This window comes from Streptomyces sp. NPDC058279, assembly GCF_042881255.1.
Taxonomy (GTDB): Bacteria; Actinomycetota; Actinomycetes; order Streptomycetales; family Streptomycetaceae; genus Streptomyces.
The window spans coordinates 882568-898323 of the sequence record NZ_JBHVYA010000001.1 but is presented as its reverse complement, the minus strand read 5'-3'; the positions used below and the strand labels follow the sequence as shown (position 1 = coordinate 898323).

The window sequence follows — 15756 nt, the reverse complement described above, 5'->3', positions numbered from 1 at the left end:
CATGATCCCCGGCGAAATCGCCTTCGGGGACGGTCCGGTGCGCCTGAACGAAGGTCGCGCCATCACCCGTCTCACCGTGCTCAACGCCGCCGACCGCCCCGTGCAGGTCGGCTCGCACTACCACTTCGCCGAAGTCAACCCGGGCCTCGACTTCGACCGCGCCGCCGCCCACGGGCTCCGGCTCAACATCGCCGCCGGTACCGCCGTCCGCTTCGAGCCGGGCATCCCCGTCTCCGTCGAACTCGTCCCGCTGGGCGGCCTGCGGACCGTGCCGGGCCTGCGCGGGGAAACCGGAGGGCCGCTCGATGGCTGAGATCTCGCGCCAGACGTACGCGGACCTCTTCGGCCCGACCAAGGGCGACCGCATCCGGCTCGCCGACACCGACCTCTTCGTGGAGATCGAGCAGGACCTCAGCGGCGGCCCCGGACGCTCGGGCGACGAAGCCGTCTTCGGCGGCGGCAAGGTCATCCGCGAGTCCATGGGCCAGGCCCGCACCACCCGCGCCGAGGGCGCCCCCGACACGGTGATCACCGGGGTGGTGATCCTCGACCACTGGGGCATCGTCAAGGCGGACCTCGGCATCCGCGACGGCCGGATCTGCGGCATCGGCAAGGCCGGCAACCCCGACACCATGGACGGGGTCGACCCCTCCCTGATCATCGGTCCCGAAACCGAGATCATCGCCGGCAACGGGAAGATCGTCACCGCCGGCGCCATCGATGCCCACGTGCACTTCATCGCCCCCACCGTGATCGACGAGGCCCTCGCCTCCGGCATCACCACCCTCGTCGGCGGCGGCACCGGACCCGCCGAGGGCTCCAAGGCCACCACCGTCACGCCCGGACCCTGGCACCTGGCCAGGATGTTCGCGGCGCTGGAGGCGTACCCCGTCAACATCGGCCTGCTCGGCAAGGGCAACACCATGTCCCGCGAGGGCATGTACTCCCAGCTGCGCGGGGGCGCCCTCGGCTTCAAGATCCACGAGGACTGGGGCGCCACGCCCGCCGCCATCGACGCCTGTCTGACCGTCGCGGAGGAGACCGGCGCCCAGGTCGCCATCCACACCGACACCCTCAACGAGGCCGGCTTCGTCGCGGACACCCTCGCGGCCATCGCCGGGCGGACGATCCACTCGTACCACACCGAGGGCGCGGGCGGCGGCCACGCGCCCGACATCATCACCGTGGTCTCCGAGCCGAACATCCTGCCCAGCTCCACCAACCCCACCCGGCCGCACACCGTCAACACCATCGAGGAACACCTCGACATGCTGATGGTCTGCCACCACCTCAACCCGGCCGTCCCGGAGGACCTCGCCTTCGCCGAGTCCCGGATCCGCCCCTCCACCATCGCCGCCGAGGACGTCCTGCACGACCTCGGGGCCATCTCCATCATCTCCTCCGACTCCCAGGCCATGGGCCGGGTCGGCGAGGTCGTGCTGCGCACCTGGCAGACCGCCCACGTGATGAAGAAGCGGCGCGGCTTCCTGCCCGGCGACGGCCCGGCCGACAACCACCGGGCGCGGCGCTACGTCGCCAAGTACACGATCAACCCCGCGGTCGCACAGGGCCTCGCCCGCGAGATCGGCTCGGTCGAGGTCGGCAAGCTCGCCGACCTGGTCCTGTGGACCCCCGCCTTCTTCGGGGTCAAGCCCGAGGTCGTCGTCAAGGGCGGCCAGATCGCCTACGCCCAGATGGGCGACGCCAACGCCTCCATCCCCACCCCGCAACCCATCCTGCCCCGCCCGATGTACGGGGCCATGGGGCGCGCGCCGGCCCTCAACTCGCTCAACTTCACGGCCCAGGCCGCCCTCGACGACGACCTGCCCGAACGCCTCGGCCTCGACAAGCGGTTCGTGGCCATAGAGAGCACCCGCAAGGTGAGCAAGACGGACATGCGCAACAACGACGCCATGCCCAGGGTCGAGGTCGACGCCGACACCTTCACCGTCACCATCGACGGCGAGGTCGTGGAACCCGCCCCGGCGGCGGAACTGCCCATGGCACAGAGATACTTCCTCTTCTGATGAGCCTCGCAGCACTGCTCGTCCTCGCGGACGGCCGCTTCCCCGCCGGAGGGCACGCCCATTCCGGCGGGGCGGAGGCCGCCTGCAAGGCGGGCCGGATCCACGACGCCGCCACCCTCGCGGAGTTCTGCCGGGGCCGGCTGCACACCTCCGGCCTCGTCGCCGCCGGCCTCGCCGCGGCCGCCGCGCACGGCCTCGACCCGGCCGACCTCGATGCCGCCGCCGACGCCCGCACCCCCTCGCCCGCGCTGCGCCTGGCCGCGCGGCGGCTGGGCCGACAATTGCTGCGGGCCGCCCGGGCCACCTGGCCGGCCGCGGAACTCGACGCGCTGGCCGCCGCCTTCCCCCGCGGGGTCCACCAGCCCGTGGTGCTCGGCGTCACCGCCCGGGCCGCCGGGCTGGGTCCCCTGGACGCCGCGCACGTGGCGGCGTACGAGAGCGTCAGCGGCCCGGCCACCGCGACGGTCCGACTGCTGGGCCTGGACCCCTTCGAGGCGAGCGCGGTCCTGGCCGGCCTCGCCCCCGAACTCGACGCGGTGTCCGGTTGGGCGGCGAGCGCCGCCCTGCTGGCCCGGCACGAGGGCCTGGACGCACTGCCGGCCGCCTCCTCGCCGCTGCTCGACATCGCGGCGCAGGTCCACGCCGACTGGCCGGTCCGGCTCTTCGCCTCCTGACCGCCGCCCCCACATCAAGGAGAACCATGCACCTCGACCACGGCGGGAGCTTCCCCCACCGCCACACCCACAGCGCCGAGCCCGTACGCCCCGACGGCACCCGCCGCGCCCTGCGCGTCGGCCTCGGCGGACCGGTCGGCTCCGGCAAGACCGCCACCGTCGCGGCGCTCTGCCGGGCCCTGCGCGCCGAACTGTCCATGGCCGTCGTCACCAACGACATCTACACCCGTGAGGACGCCGAGTTCCTGCTCCGCGAGGCGGTCCTGCCGCCCGAGCGGATCAGCGCCGTCGAGACCGGGGCCTGCCCGCACACCGCCATCCGCGACGACATCTCCGCCAACCTGGAGGCGGTCGAGGAACTGGAGGAAGCACACCGGCACACCGCGCCCCTGGACCTGATCCTCGTCGAGTCCGGCGGTGACAACCTGACCGCTACTTTCTCCCGCGGCCTGGTCGACGCCCAGATCTTCGTCATCGACGTGGCCGGTGGTGACGACATCCCGCGCAAGGGCGGCCCCGGCGTCACCACCGCCGACCTGCTCATCGTCAACAAGACCGACCTCGCCCCCTACGTCGGCTCCGACCTGGACCGGATGGCCCGCGACGCCGCAGACCAGCGGGGCGACCTGCCCGTGGCGTTCCAGTCCCTGCGCGGGCCCGAAGGCGTCACCCCGGTCGCCGACTGGGTGCGCGGCCGGATCGCGGCCTGGGCCGCACGGTGACCAGCGCGCCCGCCGTCGCCCCGGCGGGTTTGCGGGCCACCGCCCGGATCGCCGCCGTCGCCGACGGCCGGGGCGGCACCGCGCTGCCGCTGCTGGTGGGGGACGGCCCGCTCGCGCTGCGCCGCACCCGCGGCGAGGGCGCCGAGGCCGGCGTCATGCTGGTCGGCGCGATGAGCGCGCCGCTCGGCGGGGACCACCTGTGCGTCGAGGCCGACGCCGGGCCGGGGGCCCGGCTCGGGCTCCGCTCGGCGGCGGCCACCCTGGCCCTGCCCGGCCGCGGCGGCGCGCCCGCACGGTACGACGTACGGCTGACGCTGGCCGAGGCGGCGGCGGTGCGCTGGCTACCGGAACCGCTGGTCTCCGTGCGCGGCAGCGACCTGCGGGTGCGCACCCGCGTGGAACTCGCCCCCACGTCGAGACTGTTGCTGCGCGAGGAGCAGGTGCTCGGCCGCACCGGGGAGGACCCCGGCCTGCTCCGCAGCCGGCTCACCGTCACCCGGGGCGGCGGTCCGCTGCTGGACCAGGAACTGGCCTGCGGGCCGGGCGCCCCCGGCGGTTGGGACGGCCCGGCGGGACTCGCGGGCCACCGGGCGCTCGGGCAGCTCCTCGTCGTGGACCCGGCCTTCGCCGAAAACCCGCCGGCCGCCGGGGTGCTGGGCGAGTTCGCGGCGGTGACCCCGCTCGCCGGACCGGCCGTCCTGGTGACGGCACTCGCGCCGGACGCCCTGCGGCTGCGTGAACTGCTCGACACGGCCTGCGCGACATACGGCTGGTAACAGGAGGGCGGACCCGGGGCGAACCGGACACCGCTCAGCGGTACACCCCCGTCCGCATATCGGGTTGGCAAAGAACCGGACCATGCACTGTCGCCCGGTCATGGTCAGGCGCAAGGATCCCCCTGCACGTCAACGACCGAATCCGACCAAGACGGCTGCCCGCGACGGCAGATGACGCAGGGGGAACAACCACGTGATACGCACCGCGGCGCTGGGGAGCGCCGCCACTCTGATCACCGGCGCACTGGCGGCGAGCCTGCTGCTCGCCCCGACCGCCGAGGCCGCCCCGGCCTCCGGTGACAACGGCTACAACGAGGCGATCGGCGTCCAGGTCGCCGCCGCCCGCGCGGCCCGCGCCGGGATCGATTGGAAGGACTGCCCTGCCGACTGGGGCTTCGAGAAGCCGATCCAGTGCGGCTGGGTGAAGGTCCCGATCGACTACGCCAAGCCGTACGGCAAGACCATCGAGCTCGCCGTCGACCGCGCGGTCAGCACCGGGACCAAGGAGGAGCGCCAGGGCGCCCTCGTCTACAACCCCGGTGGCCCAGGCGGTTCCGGCATGCGCTTCCCGCGCCGGACCACCACCAAGTCCCCGCTGTGGGTCAACACCGCCAAGGCGTACGACTTCGTGGGCTTCGACCCGCGCGGCGTCGGCCACTCGGCGCCGATCTCCTGCGTCGACCCGCAGGAGTACGTGAAGGTCCCCAAGGCGGACCCGGTCCCGTCCAACGAGGCCGACAAGCGCGCCCAGCGCAAGCTCGCCGCGGAGTACGCGGACGGCTGCAAGGAGCGCAGCGGCGAGATGCTGCCGTTCATGACCACGCCGAACACCGCGCGTGACCTGGACGTCATCCGGGCCGCGCTCGGCGAGAAGAAGCTGAACTACCTCGGCGTCTCCTACGGCACCTACCTCGGCGGGGTCTACGCGACCCTGTTCCCGGGCCACGTGCGCCGCATGATCGTCGACAGCGTGGTCAACCCGGAGCAGGACAACATCTGGTACCAGGCCAACCTGGAACAGGACGTCGCCTTCCAGATGCGCTGGAACGACTGGGAGGACTGGGTCGCCAAGAACGACAACGTCTTCCACATCGGCGACACCCGCGCCAAGGTCGAGGCCAAGTGGCTGGAACTGCGCGCCAAGGCCAAGGCCAACCCGCTCGGTGGCGTGGCCGGTCCGGCGGAGCTCATCGGCTTCTTCCAGAACGCCCCGTACTACGACTCCTCCTGGGTGCCCACCGCCCAGGCGCTGAGCGCGTACGTCGCCGGTGACGAGAAGCCGCTGATCGACGCGATCACCCCGGACCTCTCCGACATCAAGGGCAACATCAGCACGGAGAACGGCAACGCCGTCTACACCGCGGTCGAGTGCGCCGACGCCAAGTGGCCCACCAGCTGGGCCAAGTGGGACAAGGACAACACCGCGCTGAACAAGAAGTACCCCTTCTTGACCTGGTCCAACGCGTGGATGAACCTGCCCTGCGCGACCTGGAAGTCCAAGCAGAGCAGCCCGATCGAGGTCGGCGCGAGCGCCAAGCGCGGCCTGCCGCCGGTCCTGGTCGTCCAGAGCGAGCGCGACGCGGCCACCCCGTACGCGGGTGGCGTCGAGATGCACCGCCGCCTTGGCGGTTCGCGTCTGATCACCGAGAAGGACGCGGGCTCGCACGGTGTCACCAGCCTGGTGAACCCCTGCATCAACACCCGCGTCGAGGGCTACCTGCTGACCGGCAAGGTCGACGCCCAGGACGTGACGTGCGGACCGCACGCCGCCCCGGTCGCCCCGGCCCCCGCCGCCGCCAAGTCGACGGCCCGGTCCCAGGGCGCCGAGCTCGCGCCGCGTGAGGAGCTCCCGGCCGTCCGCTAGGACCGCCGGCAGCACCGCACCACGGAGCAAGCACGCAGCACCGCAGCACGGAGAAGGCTCAGCGCGTCCCGCGCCGGGCCTTCTTCCGTGCCTGCTCCTGCTCCGCCTTCACCTCGGCCGCGTACCGGTCGACGTATTCCTGGCCGGACAGCTCCATGACCGCGTACATGATCTCGTCGGTGACGGCCCGCAGGATCGCCCGCTCGCCTTCCAGGCCCGCGTACCGGGAGAAGTCCAGCGGCCGGCCGAAGCGGATCGTGACCCGCCGGATGTTCGGGATCTTCTGTCCGGGCGGCTGGATCTCGAAGGTGCCGACCATCGCGCAGGGCACGACCGGCACGCCCGCGCCGAGCGCCATCGCGGCCACTCCGACCTTGCCCTTGTAGAGCCGGCCGTCGTGCGAGCGGGTGCCCTCCGGGTAGATGCCCAGCAGCTCGCCCTTGGCCAGTACCCCGAGTCCCTCGCGCAGCGCCGCCCGCCCGGCGTCCTTTCCGGAACGGTCCACCGGGATCTGCCCGGCGCTGCGGAAGAAGGCCGCCGTCAGGCGCCCTTTGAGGCCCGGGCCGGTGAAGTACTCGGCCTTCGCCAGGAAGGTGATCCTGCGCTTGAGGATCGCCGGCATCAGGAAGTGGTCCGAGAACGACAGGTGATTGCCGGCGATGATCGCCGCGCCCTCCGGCGGGACGTTCTCCAGGCCCTCGATCCGCGGCCGGAACAGCAGCCTCAGCAGCGGGCCGAGCAGCACGTGCTTGAGCAAGTGGTAGAACACCGGCCGTTTCCCTTCACCCGGCGGACAGGTCGGCGTGGCGCCCGCCGTACCGGACGACTCCGGCGAACGTCCGCATCAGGAGACTGCCCGCGCGGGGCCGCGCACACCGGGGGAAGGGCCGTGTGGGTCACATACGTCACGTACGGCGCGTGGCGGCCAGGCCGGCGGTCAGCAGGCCCAGCAGCACCCACACGAACCACAGCCAGCCGTTGCTGCCGAGGGCCACGGAGTACGCGGCGACGGCCACCAGGGAGGCGACGGTCATCAGGGCCATCGCCTTAACGGATCCGCTCATGCCCCATGGTGGCGCGGGGAGGGGCCGCAGCGCTACCGGCCACGCCCCTGGAGGGAGGCCAGATACGAGTTGTACGCCGCCAGCTCCTGGTCGCCGTTGCGGTCCGCCGCCCGGTCCGAGCGCTTGGCGGTCCGCTGCTCCGAGCGGTACCACTGGTAGACGAGCGCGATCAGCACCAGCACCGAGGGGATCTCACTGAACGCCCAGGCGATCCCGCCGCCCCACTGCTGGTCGAGCAGCGCGTCGACGCCCAGGGAGGCCGGCGGGTTCTCGTACGTCTTGATCATCGGCTCGCTCGCCATCATCAGCGCGATGCCGAAGAAGGCGTGGAACGGCATCCCGGCGAACAGCTCCAGCATCCGCATCAGGTAGCCGGGACGGTGCGGCCCCGGGTCGACGCCCATGATCGGCCAGAAGAAGATCAGACCGACGGCCAGGAAGTGGACCATCATCCCGATGTGCCCGGCCCTGCTCTGCATCAGCGAGTCGAACAGCGGGGTGAAGTAGAGGCCGTAGAGGCTGGCGATGAACAGCGGGATCGTGAACGCCGGGTGTGTGATCACCTTCAGGTAGCGGCTGTGCAGCAGCATCAGCAACAGCTCGCGCGGTCCCTTGACGCCCCGGGCGGCCGGCGCGAGCGCACGCAGCGTCAGGGTCACGGGAGCGCCGAGCAGCAGCAGGATCGGGGAGAGCATGCTGATCACCATGTGCTGCACCATGTGCACGCTGAACATGACCATGCCGTAGTCGTTCAGCTTGGTGCACATCATCAGGGCCACCGTCAGGACGCCCGCGGTGAAGGAGACGGTCCGGCCCACCGGCCACGCGTCCCCGCGCCGGCGCAGTCGCGCCACGCCCCACAGGTACAGGCCGAGGCCGAGCACCGAGCCGATCAGGAAGAAGGCGTCGAAGGAGAACTCCAGCCCGCGCCCGAGAGTGAACGGCGGCAGGTCCATGTCCATGTCCATATTCATGTCCATGCCGTGACCGCTGTGATCCATCTGTTCACTCCCTTGACTGTGGCGCTCCACCACAGTAGTGCCGCCCCCGGACACCGAAGCGTCCGGGGGCGGTGTCAGAAGGGGGGAAACATCACAGAACGGTCTCCGCCTCGTCGTAACGCTCGACCGGGACCGTCTTGAGGGTCCGCACGGCGTCGGCGAGCGGCACCATCACGATGTCGGTGCCGCGCAGCGCGGTCAGCATGCCGAACTCGCCGCGGTGCGCGGCCTCCACCGCGTGCCAACCGAAGCGGGTGGCCAGGACGCGGTCGTACGCGGTCGGCGTGCCGCCCCGCTGCACGTGGCCGAGGATGACCGGGCGGGCCTCCTTGCCGAGGCGGTCCTCCAGCTCGACGGCGAGCCGATTGCCGATGCCGGCGAACCGCTCGTGGCCGTACATGTCGGTGCCGCCCGCCTCCAGCGCCATCGAACTGCCCTCGGCGGGCTTGGCGCCCTCGGCGACCACCACGATCGCGAACCGCTTGCCGGCCGAGAACCGCTCGCCGACGATCGCGGTCAGCTCGTCGATGTCGAACGGACGCTCCGGCACGACGATGGCGTGCGCGCCCGCCGCCATGCCCGAGTGGAGCGCGATCCAGCCGGTGTGCCGGCCCATGACCTCGACGACCATGACCCGCTGGTGCGACTCGGCGGTGGTCTTCAGCCGGTCCAGGGCCTCGGTGGCGACGCCGACGGCGGTGTCGAAACCGAAGGTGACGTCGGTCGAGGCGATGTCGTTGTCGATGGTCTTGGGAACGCCGACGATGGGCAGACCGCCCTGGGACAGCAGGTTCGCCGCCTTGAGGGTGCCCTCGCCGCCGATCGGGATGATGGCGTCCAGGCCGAGGTCGGCGAGGTGCCCGCGGGCCCGTTCCACGCCGTCGCGCAGATGCGCGGGCTGGACCCGGGAGGAGCCGAGGATGGTGCCGCCGCGGGCCAGGATGCCGCTCACGGCGTCCAGGTCGAGCTTGCGGTAGTCGCACTCCAGCAGGCCCCGCCAGCCGTCGTGGAAGCCGATCACCTCGTCACCGTGGTCGACGACGGCGCGGTGCACGACGGAGCGGATGACGGCATTGAGGCCGGGGCAGTCGCCTCCGGAAGTGAGCACACCAATGCGCATGGCAGGAAGAACCTTTGCAACGTGGGCCGACGACCGGACCACGTCGTCCGGTTGGTACTGCCCGCCAGCCTACAAGCGGATTCCCACTGGACTGAACCAACCTCCACATGCTGGTCACATCCGTCGTGCGAACGCACGTCGGCCCGGACCCCCCAAGGGGAATCCGGGCCGAACGGGGTGTGACGGACGCGTTACGCGGGCTGCGTGGCCGCCGCGATGCGCTCGTCGCGCAGCGCCTCGTACCAGCGGTCGTCGAGGCCCGGCAGCGCGTTCACGTCGAGGGCCAGCTTCAGCAGCAGGTCCGCGATCTGCGGGTTGCGGGCCATCACGGGACCGTGCATGTAGGTGCCGAACACCGTGTCGTTGTACGCGCCTTCGGTGCCGTCGCCGGTGCCGTTGCCCCGGCCCAGCCGGGTGCGGGCGAACGGCTTGGCCGTCGGACCGAGGTGCGTCACGCCCTGGTGGTTCTCGAAGCCGGTCAGCGGGGGCAGGTTCAGGCGCGGGTCGATGTCGGCGAGCACGTCGCCGACGCACCGCTCGCCCTCGCCGCGCACGGTGACCACGTCCAGCAGGCCCAGGCCCTGCTGGCGCTCGCCCACGTCGTTGACGAACTCGTTGCCGAGGATCTGGTACCCGGCGCAGACCGAGAAGACGATCGCCCCGTTCGAGACGGCCCGCTCCAGGCCGCCGTCGCGCAGCAGCCGCTCCGCCGCCAGGCGCTGCGGCCGGTCCTCGCCACCGCCGATCAGGTAGATGTCGCCCGAGGTGGGGATGGGCTGGTCGCTGCGCACGTCCACGCGCTGCACGTCCAGGCCGCGCTGGCGCGCCCGGCGCTCCACGACGAGGGCGTTGCCCTGGTCTCCGTACGTGCTGAGCAGGTCCGGGTAGACCCACACCAGACGCAGGCTGTTGTCGCTCATGCTCTTGTGTCCTCTGGAGGTATGAGTACTAGTTGCCGACGCGGCGGCGCACGTCCTGGAAGGCGGTGTAGTTGGCGATCAGCTCGATCTGTCCGGGCGGGGCGAGCTGTACGGCCTCGTCCAGGGTCTCGCAGACCCGGAAGTCCAGGCCCGCGACCTCCAGGCGGACCGCGAGGTCCAGCTTGCGGTCGCCGATCACGAAGATGGGGTGCCCGGCCAGGCGCGGGTAGTCCACGTCCCAGAGCCAGGAGGTGTCCGTGCCGTCGGCGCCGCGCGCGTTGACGGACAGGATCACCGGCGTCGGCGGCGGGTCGATCAGCGAGAACGTCTCCAGCCAGCCCGCGGGGTTCTTGGCGAGCAGCAGCCGCAGTTCACGGCCCTGGAAGGAGACCACGTCGTAGCGGCCGGCGACCGCCTGCACCTGGTACATCCGCTCCAGCGCGACCTGCGGCGGGACACCGAACACGGCGGCCACGGCGGCCGAGGTGGCGGCGTTGGCCTTGTTGGCGCGGCCGGGTAGCTGGAGGTGGATCGGCCACGCGCTGCCGTGCGGGTCGAGGACGTGGTCGCCGGAGAGCACCCAGCTGGGCGTGGGGCGGCGGAAGCCGCACTCGCCGCAGAACCAGTCGTCGCCGGGGCGCTGCATGACACCACCGCAGGAGGGGCACGACCAGGCGTCGTCCTTCCACTCCTGGCCGGCCGCGACCCACACCACGTTCTGCGAGGAGGACGCGGACCACACGATCAGCGGGTCGTCGCAGTTGGCCACGATGACGGCCTTGGAGCCCTGGAGCCCTTCGCGCCACTTCTCGGCGAGCATGCGGGTCTCGGCGGCGCGGTCCAGCTGGTCGCGGGAGAGGTTGAGCAGGGCGATCACCTTGGGGGTGACGTCCCTGGCCACTCCGGCGAGGTACTTCTCGTCGACCTCGATGACGCCGTACTTGGCGTCCGAGCCGCCCGCCAGGGCGGAGGTGATGCCGGCCGGCATGTTCGCGCCGAGGGCGTTGGAGACCACCGGACCGCTGGCCCGCAGGGCCTCCGCAATCAGGCGCGTCGTGGTGGTCTTGCCGTTCGTCGCGGAGACGAGGACGACATCGAGATGCTGCGCCAGCGCGCCGAGGAGATCGGGGTCCAGCCTGAGTGCGACCTTGCCACCGATCACCGATCCGCTTCCGCGTCCCGCGGCCCGCGACACCGCCGCCGCGGCCTTGCCCGCCGTCACGGCCAGCTTGGCCCGCGGCGAAAGCGGCTCCGTGTTGCCTGCCATCGTCCCTTGTCCTCCTTGCGTCGGTCGGCCCCAGCCTATCCAGTACCTGCCGGGGCCTTGACCGCGGCGCCCCAGGGGCGGCGCGGATCTGCTCATATCTTCGCCCGTCGTACGCTTACGGCCATGCGACAGCGCCTCATCCCCGGTACCACCGGACTCGTCCGCACCATGAGCCTGCTGGGCGATCCGGTGCTCCACTCGCCGTGCGCCGAGGTCACCGAGTTCGGGCCCTCCCTCGACCGGCTCGTCGAGGACATGTTCGCGACCATGTACGCGGCGCAGGGCGTCGGCCTCGCCGCCAACCAGATCGGGGTCGGGCAGCGGGTGTTCGTCTACGACTGCCCCGACGACGAGGACGTCCGCCATGTCGGACACGTCGTCAACCCGCGGCTGGTGAGCGCGGACGGGGACGAGTTCCGCGGTCCCGAGGGCTGTCTGTCGCTGCCGGGCCTGGAGGCCGGCACGGTCCGCTTCGACCACGCCGTGGTCGAGGGGGTCACCTCCGACGGCGCGCCGGTACGGATCTCGGGGACCGGGTTCTTCGCCCGCTGCCTCCAGCACGAGTGCGACCACTTGGCGGGCACCGTCTACGCGGACCGGGTCACCGGGTTGCGGGCGCGCCGGCTGCGGCGGGCGATCGCCAAGACGGCCTGGGGCGCGCGGGCACTCGCCGCGGAACCGGGCCCGCGGGCCTGACGCGAGTCGGGCGGCGCTCAGAATCCGGGGCCGCCCACGCGGTTGCCCGCCGTGGCCAGGCGCCCCCACAGCAGGTCCGTGAGCCCGGCCACCAACTCGGCGCGCTCACAGGGACGTTCGCCGAGCCACCAGTCGCCCGCCGCGTGCATCATGCCGACGATGCCGTGGCCCCACACCCGGGCCAGGCGTTCGCCGCCCGGACCGAGGTCCACGCGTTCGCCGATGACCTGGGCCAGCTCCTCGCCCAGGCGGCGCAGCAGCGGGGCCGAGTGCAGGCCGACGTCGAAGCCGCGCTCCGCGGACTGCGAGTCCTCCGCCGGGTGCATGAGGAACCGGTACACCTGGGGCCGGGCCTCGATGGCCGCGAGGTAGGTGTCGAGGGTGGACTCGACCCGGCTGCGCCGCTCGGCCGGGGCGTCCAGGGCGGCCCGCAGGGAGTCCAACAGGGCGTCGGTGTGCCGGACGGCGAGGGCCTGGTAGAGGCCGGCCTTGTCGCCGAAGTGCCGGTAGAGGATGGGCTTGGTGATGCCCGCCTCCGCGGCGATGGCGTTCATCGAGGCTTTGGGGCCGTCCCTGAGCACGACGCGGTCGGCCGCTTCGAGCAGCTCCCGCCGTCGGCGCTCGGCCGCTCCCGGTTCGCCGGCCTGCTGCGTGGTCTCCATGACGTGTTTCTCTCCCCGCCCTTGCGATGTGCGTGACGCCCACGCAACGTAACACCCCGCACACCGTGGCGATCGACCGGCGGCGGTCCGGTGGCCGGTCCGGGCCCCGCTTGACAGTGCTTACTCGTCGGTAACAGACTGGGCCGCCGTGGCTGGTTACCGCAGGTAACGGCCTGCCGGTGAACGGCACGGGTACGCGAGACAGCTGGAGGGGACATGGCGGAGTTCACCATGGAGCTCAACGACGACCAGAAGCAGGTGCGTGACTGGATCCACGGTTTCGCCGCCGATGTGATCCGGCCCGCGGCCGCCGAGTGGGACGAACGCGAAGAGACTCCCTGGCCCGTCATCCAGGAGGCCGCCAAGGTCGGCATCTACTCCCTCGACTTCTACGCCCAGCAGTTCTTCGACCCGACCGGTCTCGGCATCCCCATGGCGATGGAGGAACTCTTCTGGGGCGACGCCGGCATCGCCCTGTCGATCGTCGGCACCGGCCTCGCGGCCATCGGCGTCCTCGCCAACGGCACGGAGGAGCAGATCGGCACCTGGATTCCGCAGATGTACGGCGACGCGACCGACGTCAAGGTCGCCGCGTTCTGCTCCTCCGAGCCGGACGCCGGCTCCGACGTGGGGGCCATGCGCACCCGCGCCGTCTACGACGAGGCCAAGGACGAGTGGGTCCTGAACGGCACCAAGACCTGGGCGACCAACGGCGGCATCGCCAACGTCCACATCGTCGTCGCCGTGGTCGACCCCGAACTCGGGACGAAGGGCCACGCCTCCTTCATCGTGCCGCCGAACACGCCGGGCCTGTCGCAGGGGCAGAAGTTCAAGAAGCACGGCATCCGCGCCTCGCACACCGCCGAGGTGGTCCTGGAGGACTGCCGCGTCCCCGGCTCCTGCCTGCTCGGTGGGAAGGAGAAGCTGGACGAGCGCCTCGCCCGCGCCCGTGAGCGGGCCAAGGCGGGCGGCGGCGAGCGGCTGAAGAACGCGGCCATGGCCACCTTCGAGGCGTCCCGGCCGGCCGTGGGCGCCATGGCCGTCGGCACCGCGCGCGCCGCCTACGAGGTCGCCCTCGACTACGCCAAGACCCGGACCCAGTTCGGCCGTCCGATCATCGACAACCAGGGTGTGGCCTTCCAGCTCGCCGACATGCGCACGCAGATCGACGCGGCCCGGCTGCTGGTGTGGCGGGCCTCGTGGATGGCCGTCGCGGGCAAGCCGTTCACCTCGGCGGAGGGCTCGATGTCCAAGCTCTTCGCGAGCGAGGTCGCCAAGAAGGTCACCTCCCAGGCGGTCCAGATCCTCGGCGGGAACGGTTTCACCCGGGAGTACCCGGTGGAGCGCATGCACCGGGACAGCGCGATCTACACCATCTTCGAGGGCACGAGCGAGATCCAGCGCCTCGTGATCGCCCGGACGATCTCGGGGATGCCCATCCGCTAGTCCTCGCGCCTCCGGCCGCCCCCGTCCCCGCGTCTTCGAGCGGCGACGGGGGCGGTCGGCGTTCAGCCCGTCGCGGCGCCGATCACGACGAGGGCGACGATCGACAGGGCGACCAAGACCATCGGTGTCGCGATGATCAGCGCGGGCGGCCGCTGCCAGAGCGGCTTGCCCGGGTCGAGCGGGGGCCGGAAACCGCCCACCGGAGGGGCGAGCTTGCGGAACGCGGAGCGCGGCACGAGGTTGATCAGCACCGTCAGCGGCGTGATGAACAAGGACGCCGGGCCCCACCAGCCCTGCCACAGGGTCTTCGCCGACATGTCGCGCACGATCGAGGTACCGCAGTCCCGGCAGAACGGGCCGTGCGTGCTCAGGAACCGCATCATCACCAACAGACCCTGGTGTCCGCGCACGGTGCCCGGCGCGGCCGGTCGGGCCCCGCAGCAGCGGCAGGCGTACCCGGGCTGTCCGGCGTGCTGCGGCTGCTGCTGGTAGGCGGCGTAGGGGTTCCCGTACGGAGCCCCCTGCGGCTGCGGCTGCGGCTGTGGCTGATGGGGCATCGCGTACGGATTGTGCTGCGGGGCCGCGCCCTGCTGCGGCGGCATGCCGTACGGGTTCTGCGGGGCGGCGCCCTGCTGCGGCGGTGGCGGAGTGGCCATGGAGGTCCCCCTGGAGACGTGACGTGATCACCGGGCGCGGTGATCACGGCACCCTAGCCCCACTTGTCAGGAACCCAGCAACCGGGAGAGGGCGCGGCCGAACAGCAGTCGGCCGGCCGCCGCCACGAGCGGGTCGAAGGGCCGCCCGAGCCCCCGTACCCGCAGGTCCTCCCGCCACCGCACCTCCGCGCCGGCCGGCTCCAGCGGCCGGACCTCGATCTCCGCCCACCCCAGGACCACGCGGCCCCGCTTGACGAGGCGCACCCGCCCCGCCGAATCCGCCGTCGGGGGCTGCCAGACGGTGACTTCCATCGGGTCGTCGAAAGTGACCCTCCCCACCCCGGTACGCGCCGTGAAGCGCGTCCCCACGCGGGTGGGCGGCACCGTTTCGACCGTCGTCCGGGTCAAGGGGACCTGGGACCCGTGGCGCGTCCAGTCCGTCAACCTCCGCCACGCCTCGGGCGCGGGGAGGGAGGTGCGGTGAACGATCCGGATCGGGGGCATGAGCGCATGGTAATCGGGCATACACACCGTGAACTCGACCGCGAATATGGGTTCCGTCAGGGGGCGGCGATCAGTAATACTCACCGCCACCGTGGATCGCGGATTCGACCGGGTGACCACCGGCCCTCCCGCCCCACACTGCGAGGAGGTGCGCCATGTGCTCCCACCAGCCCCCCTGCCCGTCCGCCGACAGCGCCGATCACGACGCTGCCCGCACCGTGGCCTTCCACCCCGAACAGGGATGGAGCCTGCTCTGCAACGGTCTGGTGGTCTTCGACGACACCGGGGAGCTGCTCCCCGACGGCCGCACGGTGGAACCCCGCCGACCGGCCCTGGTCTGAGCCAGGAGGCAGCATG

At 71.8% G+C, this 15756-nt stretch carries 18 protein-coding genes; 9 read left to right on the top strand and 9 right to left on the bottom strand.

Translation table 11 applies throughout. The features are described 5' to 3' along the window. Position 1 precedes the first annotated feature (1 nt). The 6 genes from ACFVXJ_RS04315 (at position 2) to ACFVXJ_RS04290 (ending at position 6063) form a co-directional block, all read left to right on the top strand. A complete protein-coding gene (locus ACFVXJ_RS04315) occupies positions 2-313 on the top strand; it encodes an urease subunit beta (protein ID WP_136211536.1) in 312 nt (103 codons plus the stop codon). Further along, on the top strand, positions 306-2027 hold the full coding sequence (locus ACFVXJ_RS04310) for an urease subunit alpha (protein WP_389658302.1): 1722 nt from the start codon (positions 306-308) through the stop codon (positions 2025-2027). Before ACFVXJ_RS04315 ends, ACFVXJ_RS04310 begins: the two co-directional genes overlap by 8 nt. Continuing rightward, positions 2027-2701, top strand: coding sequence for an urease accessory protein UreF (locus tag ACFVXJ_RS04305; RefSeq protein ID WP_389658299.1), 675 nt, complete (start codon positions 2027-2029; stop codon positions 2699-2701). Before ACFVXJ_RS04310 ends, ACFVXJ_RS04305 begins: the two co-directional genes overlap by 1 nt. 26 nt (positions 2702-2727) lie before the next feature. Continuing rightward, complete coding sequence (gene ureG / locus ACFVXJ_RS04300; RefSeq protein WP_389658296.1) at positions 2728-3423, top strand: urease accessory protein UreG; 696 nt, start codon at positions 2728-2730, stop codon at positions 3421-3423. After that, positions 3420-4199, top strand: a complete 780-nt coding sequence (locus tag ACFVXJ_RS04295; RefSeq protein ID WP_389658293.1) for an urease accessory protein UreD — start codon at positions 3420-3422, stop codon at positions 4197-4199. Before ureG ends, ACFVXJ_RS04295 begins: the two co-directional genes overlap by 4 nt. Positions 4200-4392: 193 nt before the next feature. Further along, the gene (locus tag ACFVXJ_RS04290; protein ID WP_389658290.1) at positions 4393-6063 is read left to right on the top strand and encodes an alpha/beta hydrolase; all 1671 of its coding nucleotides are present in this window, start codon (positions 4393-4395) and stop codon (positions 6061-6063) included. A gap of 58 nt (positions 6064-6121) precedes the next feature. Here ACFVXJ_RS04290 and ACFVXJ_RS04285 read toward each other — a convergent pair whose 3' ends face one another. From ACFVXJ_RS04285 to ACFVXJ_RS04260, 6 genes are all read right to left on the bottom strand, one after another. Next, on the bottom strand, positions 6122-6832 hold the full coding sequence (locus ACFVXJ_RS04285) for a lysophospholipid acyltransferase family protein (RefSeq protein ID WP_389658287.1): 711 nt from the start codon (positions 6830-6832) through the stop codon (positions 6122-6124). A gap of 136 nt (positions 6833-6968) precedes the next feature. Then, entirely contained in the window at positions 6969-7127 is a 159-nt protein-coding gene (locus tag ACFVXJ_RS04280; RefSeq protein ID WP_389658284.1) for a hypothetical protein, read from the bottom strand. A 32-nt stretch (positions 7128-7159) separates the two neighbouring features. Then, the gene (locus ACFVXJ_RS04275) at positions 7160-8128 is read right to left on the bottom strand and encodes a cytochrome c oxidase assembly protein (protein ID WP_389658281.1); all 969 of its coding nucleotides are present in this window, start codon (positions 8126-8128) and stop codon (positions 7160-7162) included. A 91-nt stretch (positions 8129-8219) separates the two neighbouring features. After that, the gene (locus ACFVXJ_RS04270; RefSeq protein WP_361314993.1) at positions 8220-9248 is read right to left on the bottom strand and encodes a 6-phosphofructokinase; all 1029 of its coding nucleotides are present in this window, start codon (positions 9246-9248) and stop codon (positions 8220-8222) included. Between the two features lie 191 nt (positions 9249-9439). Continuing rightward, on the bottom strand, positions 9440-10168 hold the full coding sequence (locus tag ACFVXJ_RS04265; protein WP_136211518.1) for a type 1 glutamine amidotransferase: 729 nt from the start codon (positions 10166-10168) through the stop codon (positions 9440-9442). 28 nt (positions 10169-10196) lie between these two features. Further along, on the bottom strand, positions 10197-11435 hold the full coding sequence (locus tag ACFVXJ_RS04260) for a MurT ligase domain-containing protein (RefSeq protein ID WP_136211516.1): 1239 nt from the start codon (positions 11433-11435) through the stop codon (positions 10197-10199). Positions 11436-11558: 123 nt separating this feature from the next. On the opposite strand from ACFVXJ_RS04260, the gene def reads away from it, so the two are divergent. After that, positions 11559-12131 (top strand): peptide deformylase, encoded by a 573-nt coding sequence (def, locus tag ACFVXJ_RS04255; protein WP_389658277.1) that lies wholly within the window; start codon positions 11559-11561, stop codon positions 12129-12131. A 17-nt stretch (positions 12132-12148) separates the two neighbouring features. Here def and ACFVXJ_RS04250 read toward each other — a convergent pair whose 3' ends face one another. Then, the gene (locus tag ACFVXJ_RS04250) at positions 12149-12793 is read right to left on the bottom strand and encodes a TetR family transcriptional regulator (protein ID WP_389658274.1); all 645 of its coding nucleotides are present in this window, start codon (positions 12791-12793) and stop codon (positions 12149-12151) included. Between the two features lie 216 nt (positions 12794-13009). Between ACFVXJ_RS04250 and ACFVXJ_RS04245 the strand changes: the two genes are divergently transcribed. Beyond that, entirely contained in the window at positions 13010-14239 is a 1230-nt protein-coding gene (locus ACFVXJ_RS04245) for an acyl-CoA dehydrogenase family protein (protein WP_389658271.1), read from the top strand. A gap of 62 nt (positions 14240-14301) precedes the next feature. Here the strand turns inward: ACFVXJ_RS04245 and ACFVXJ_RS04240 are convergent, their stop codons facing one another. Both ACFVXJ_RS04240 and ACFVXJ_RS04235 read right to left on the bottom strand, forming a co-directional pair. Beyond that, entirely contained in the window at positions 14302-14895 is a 594-nt protein-coding gene (locus ACFVXJ_RS04240) for a hypothetical protein (protein WP_389658268.1), read from the bottom strand. Positions 14896-14961: 66 nt separating this feature from the next. Further along, positions 14962-15399 (bottom strand): SRPBCC family protein, encoded by a 438-nt coding sequence (locus tag ACFVXJ_RS04235; protein WP_389658265.1) that lies wholly within the window; start codon positions 15397-15399, stop codon positions 14962-14964. 155 nt (positions 15400-15554) lie between these two features. Between ACFVXJ_RS04235 and ACFVXJ_RS04230 the strand changes: the two genes are divergently transcribed. Next, positions 15555-15740, top strand: a complete 186-nt coding sequence (locus tag ACFVXJ_RS04230; RefSeq protein WP_136211506.1) for a DUF5999 family protein — start codon at positions 15555-15557, stop codon at positions 15738-15740. Positions 15741-15756: the final 16 nt, after the last annotated feature.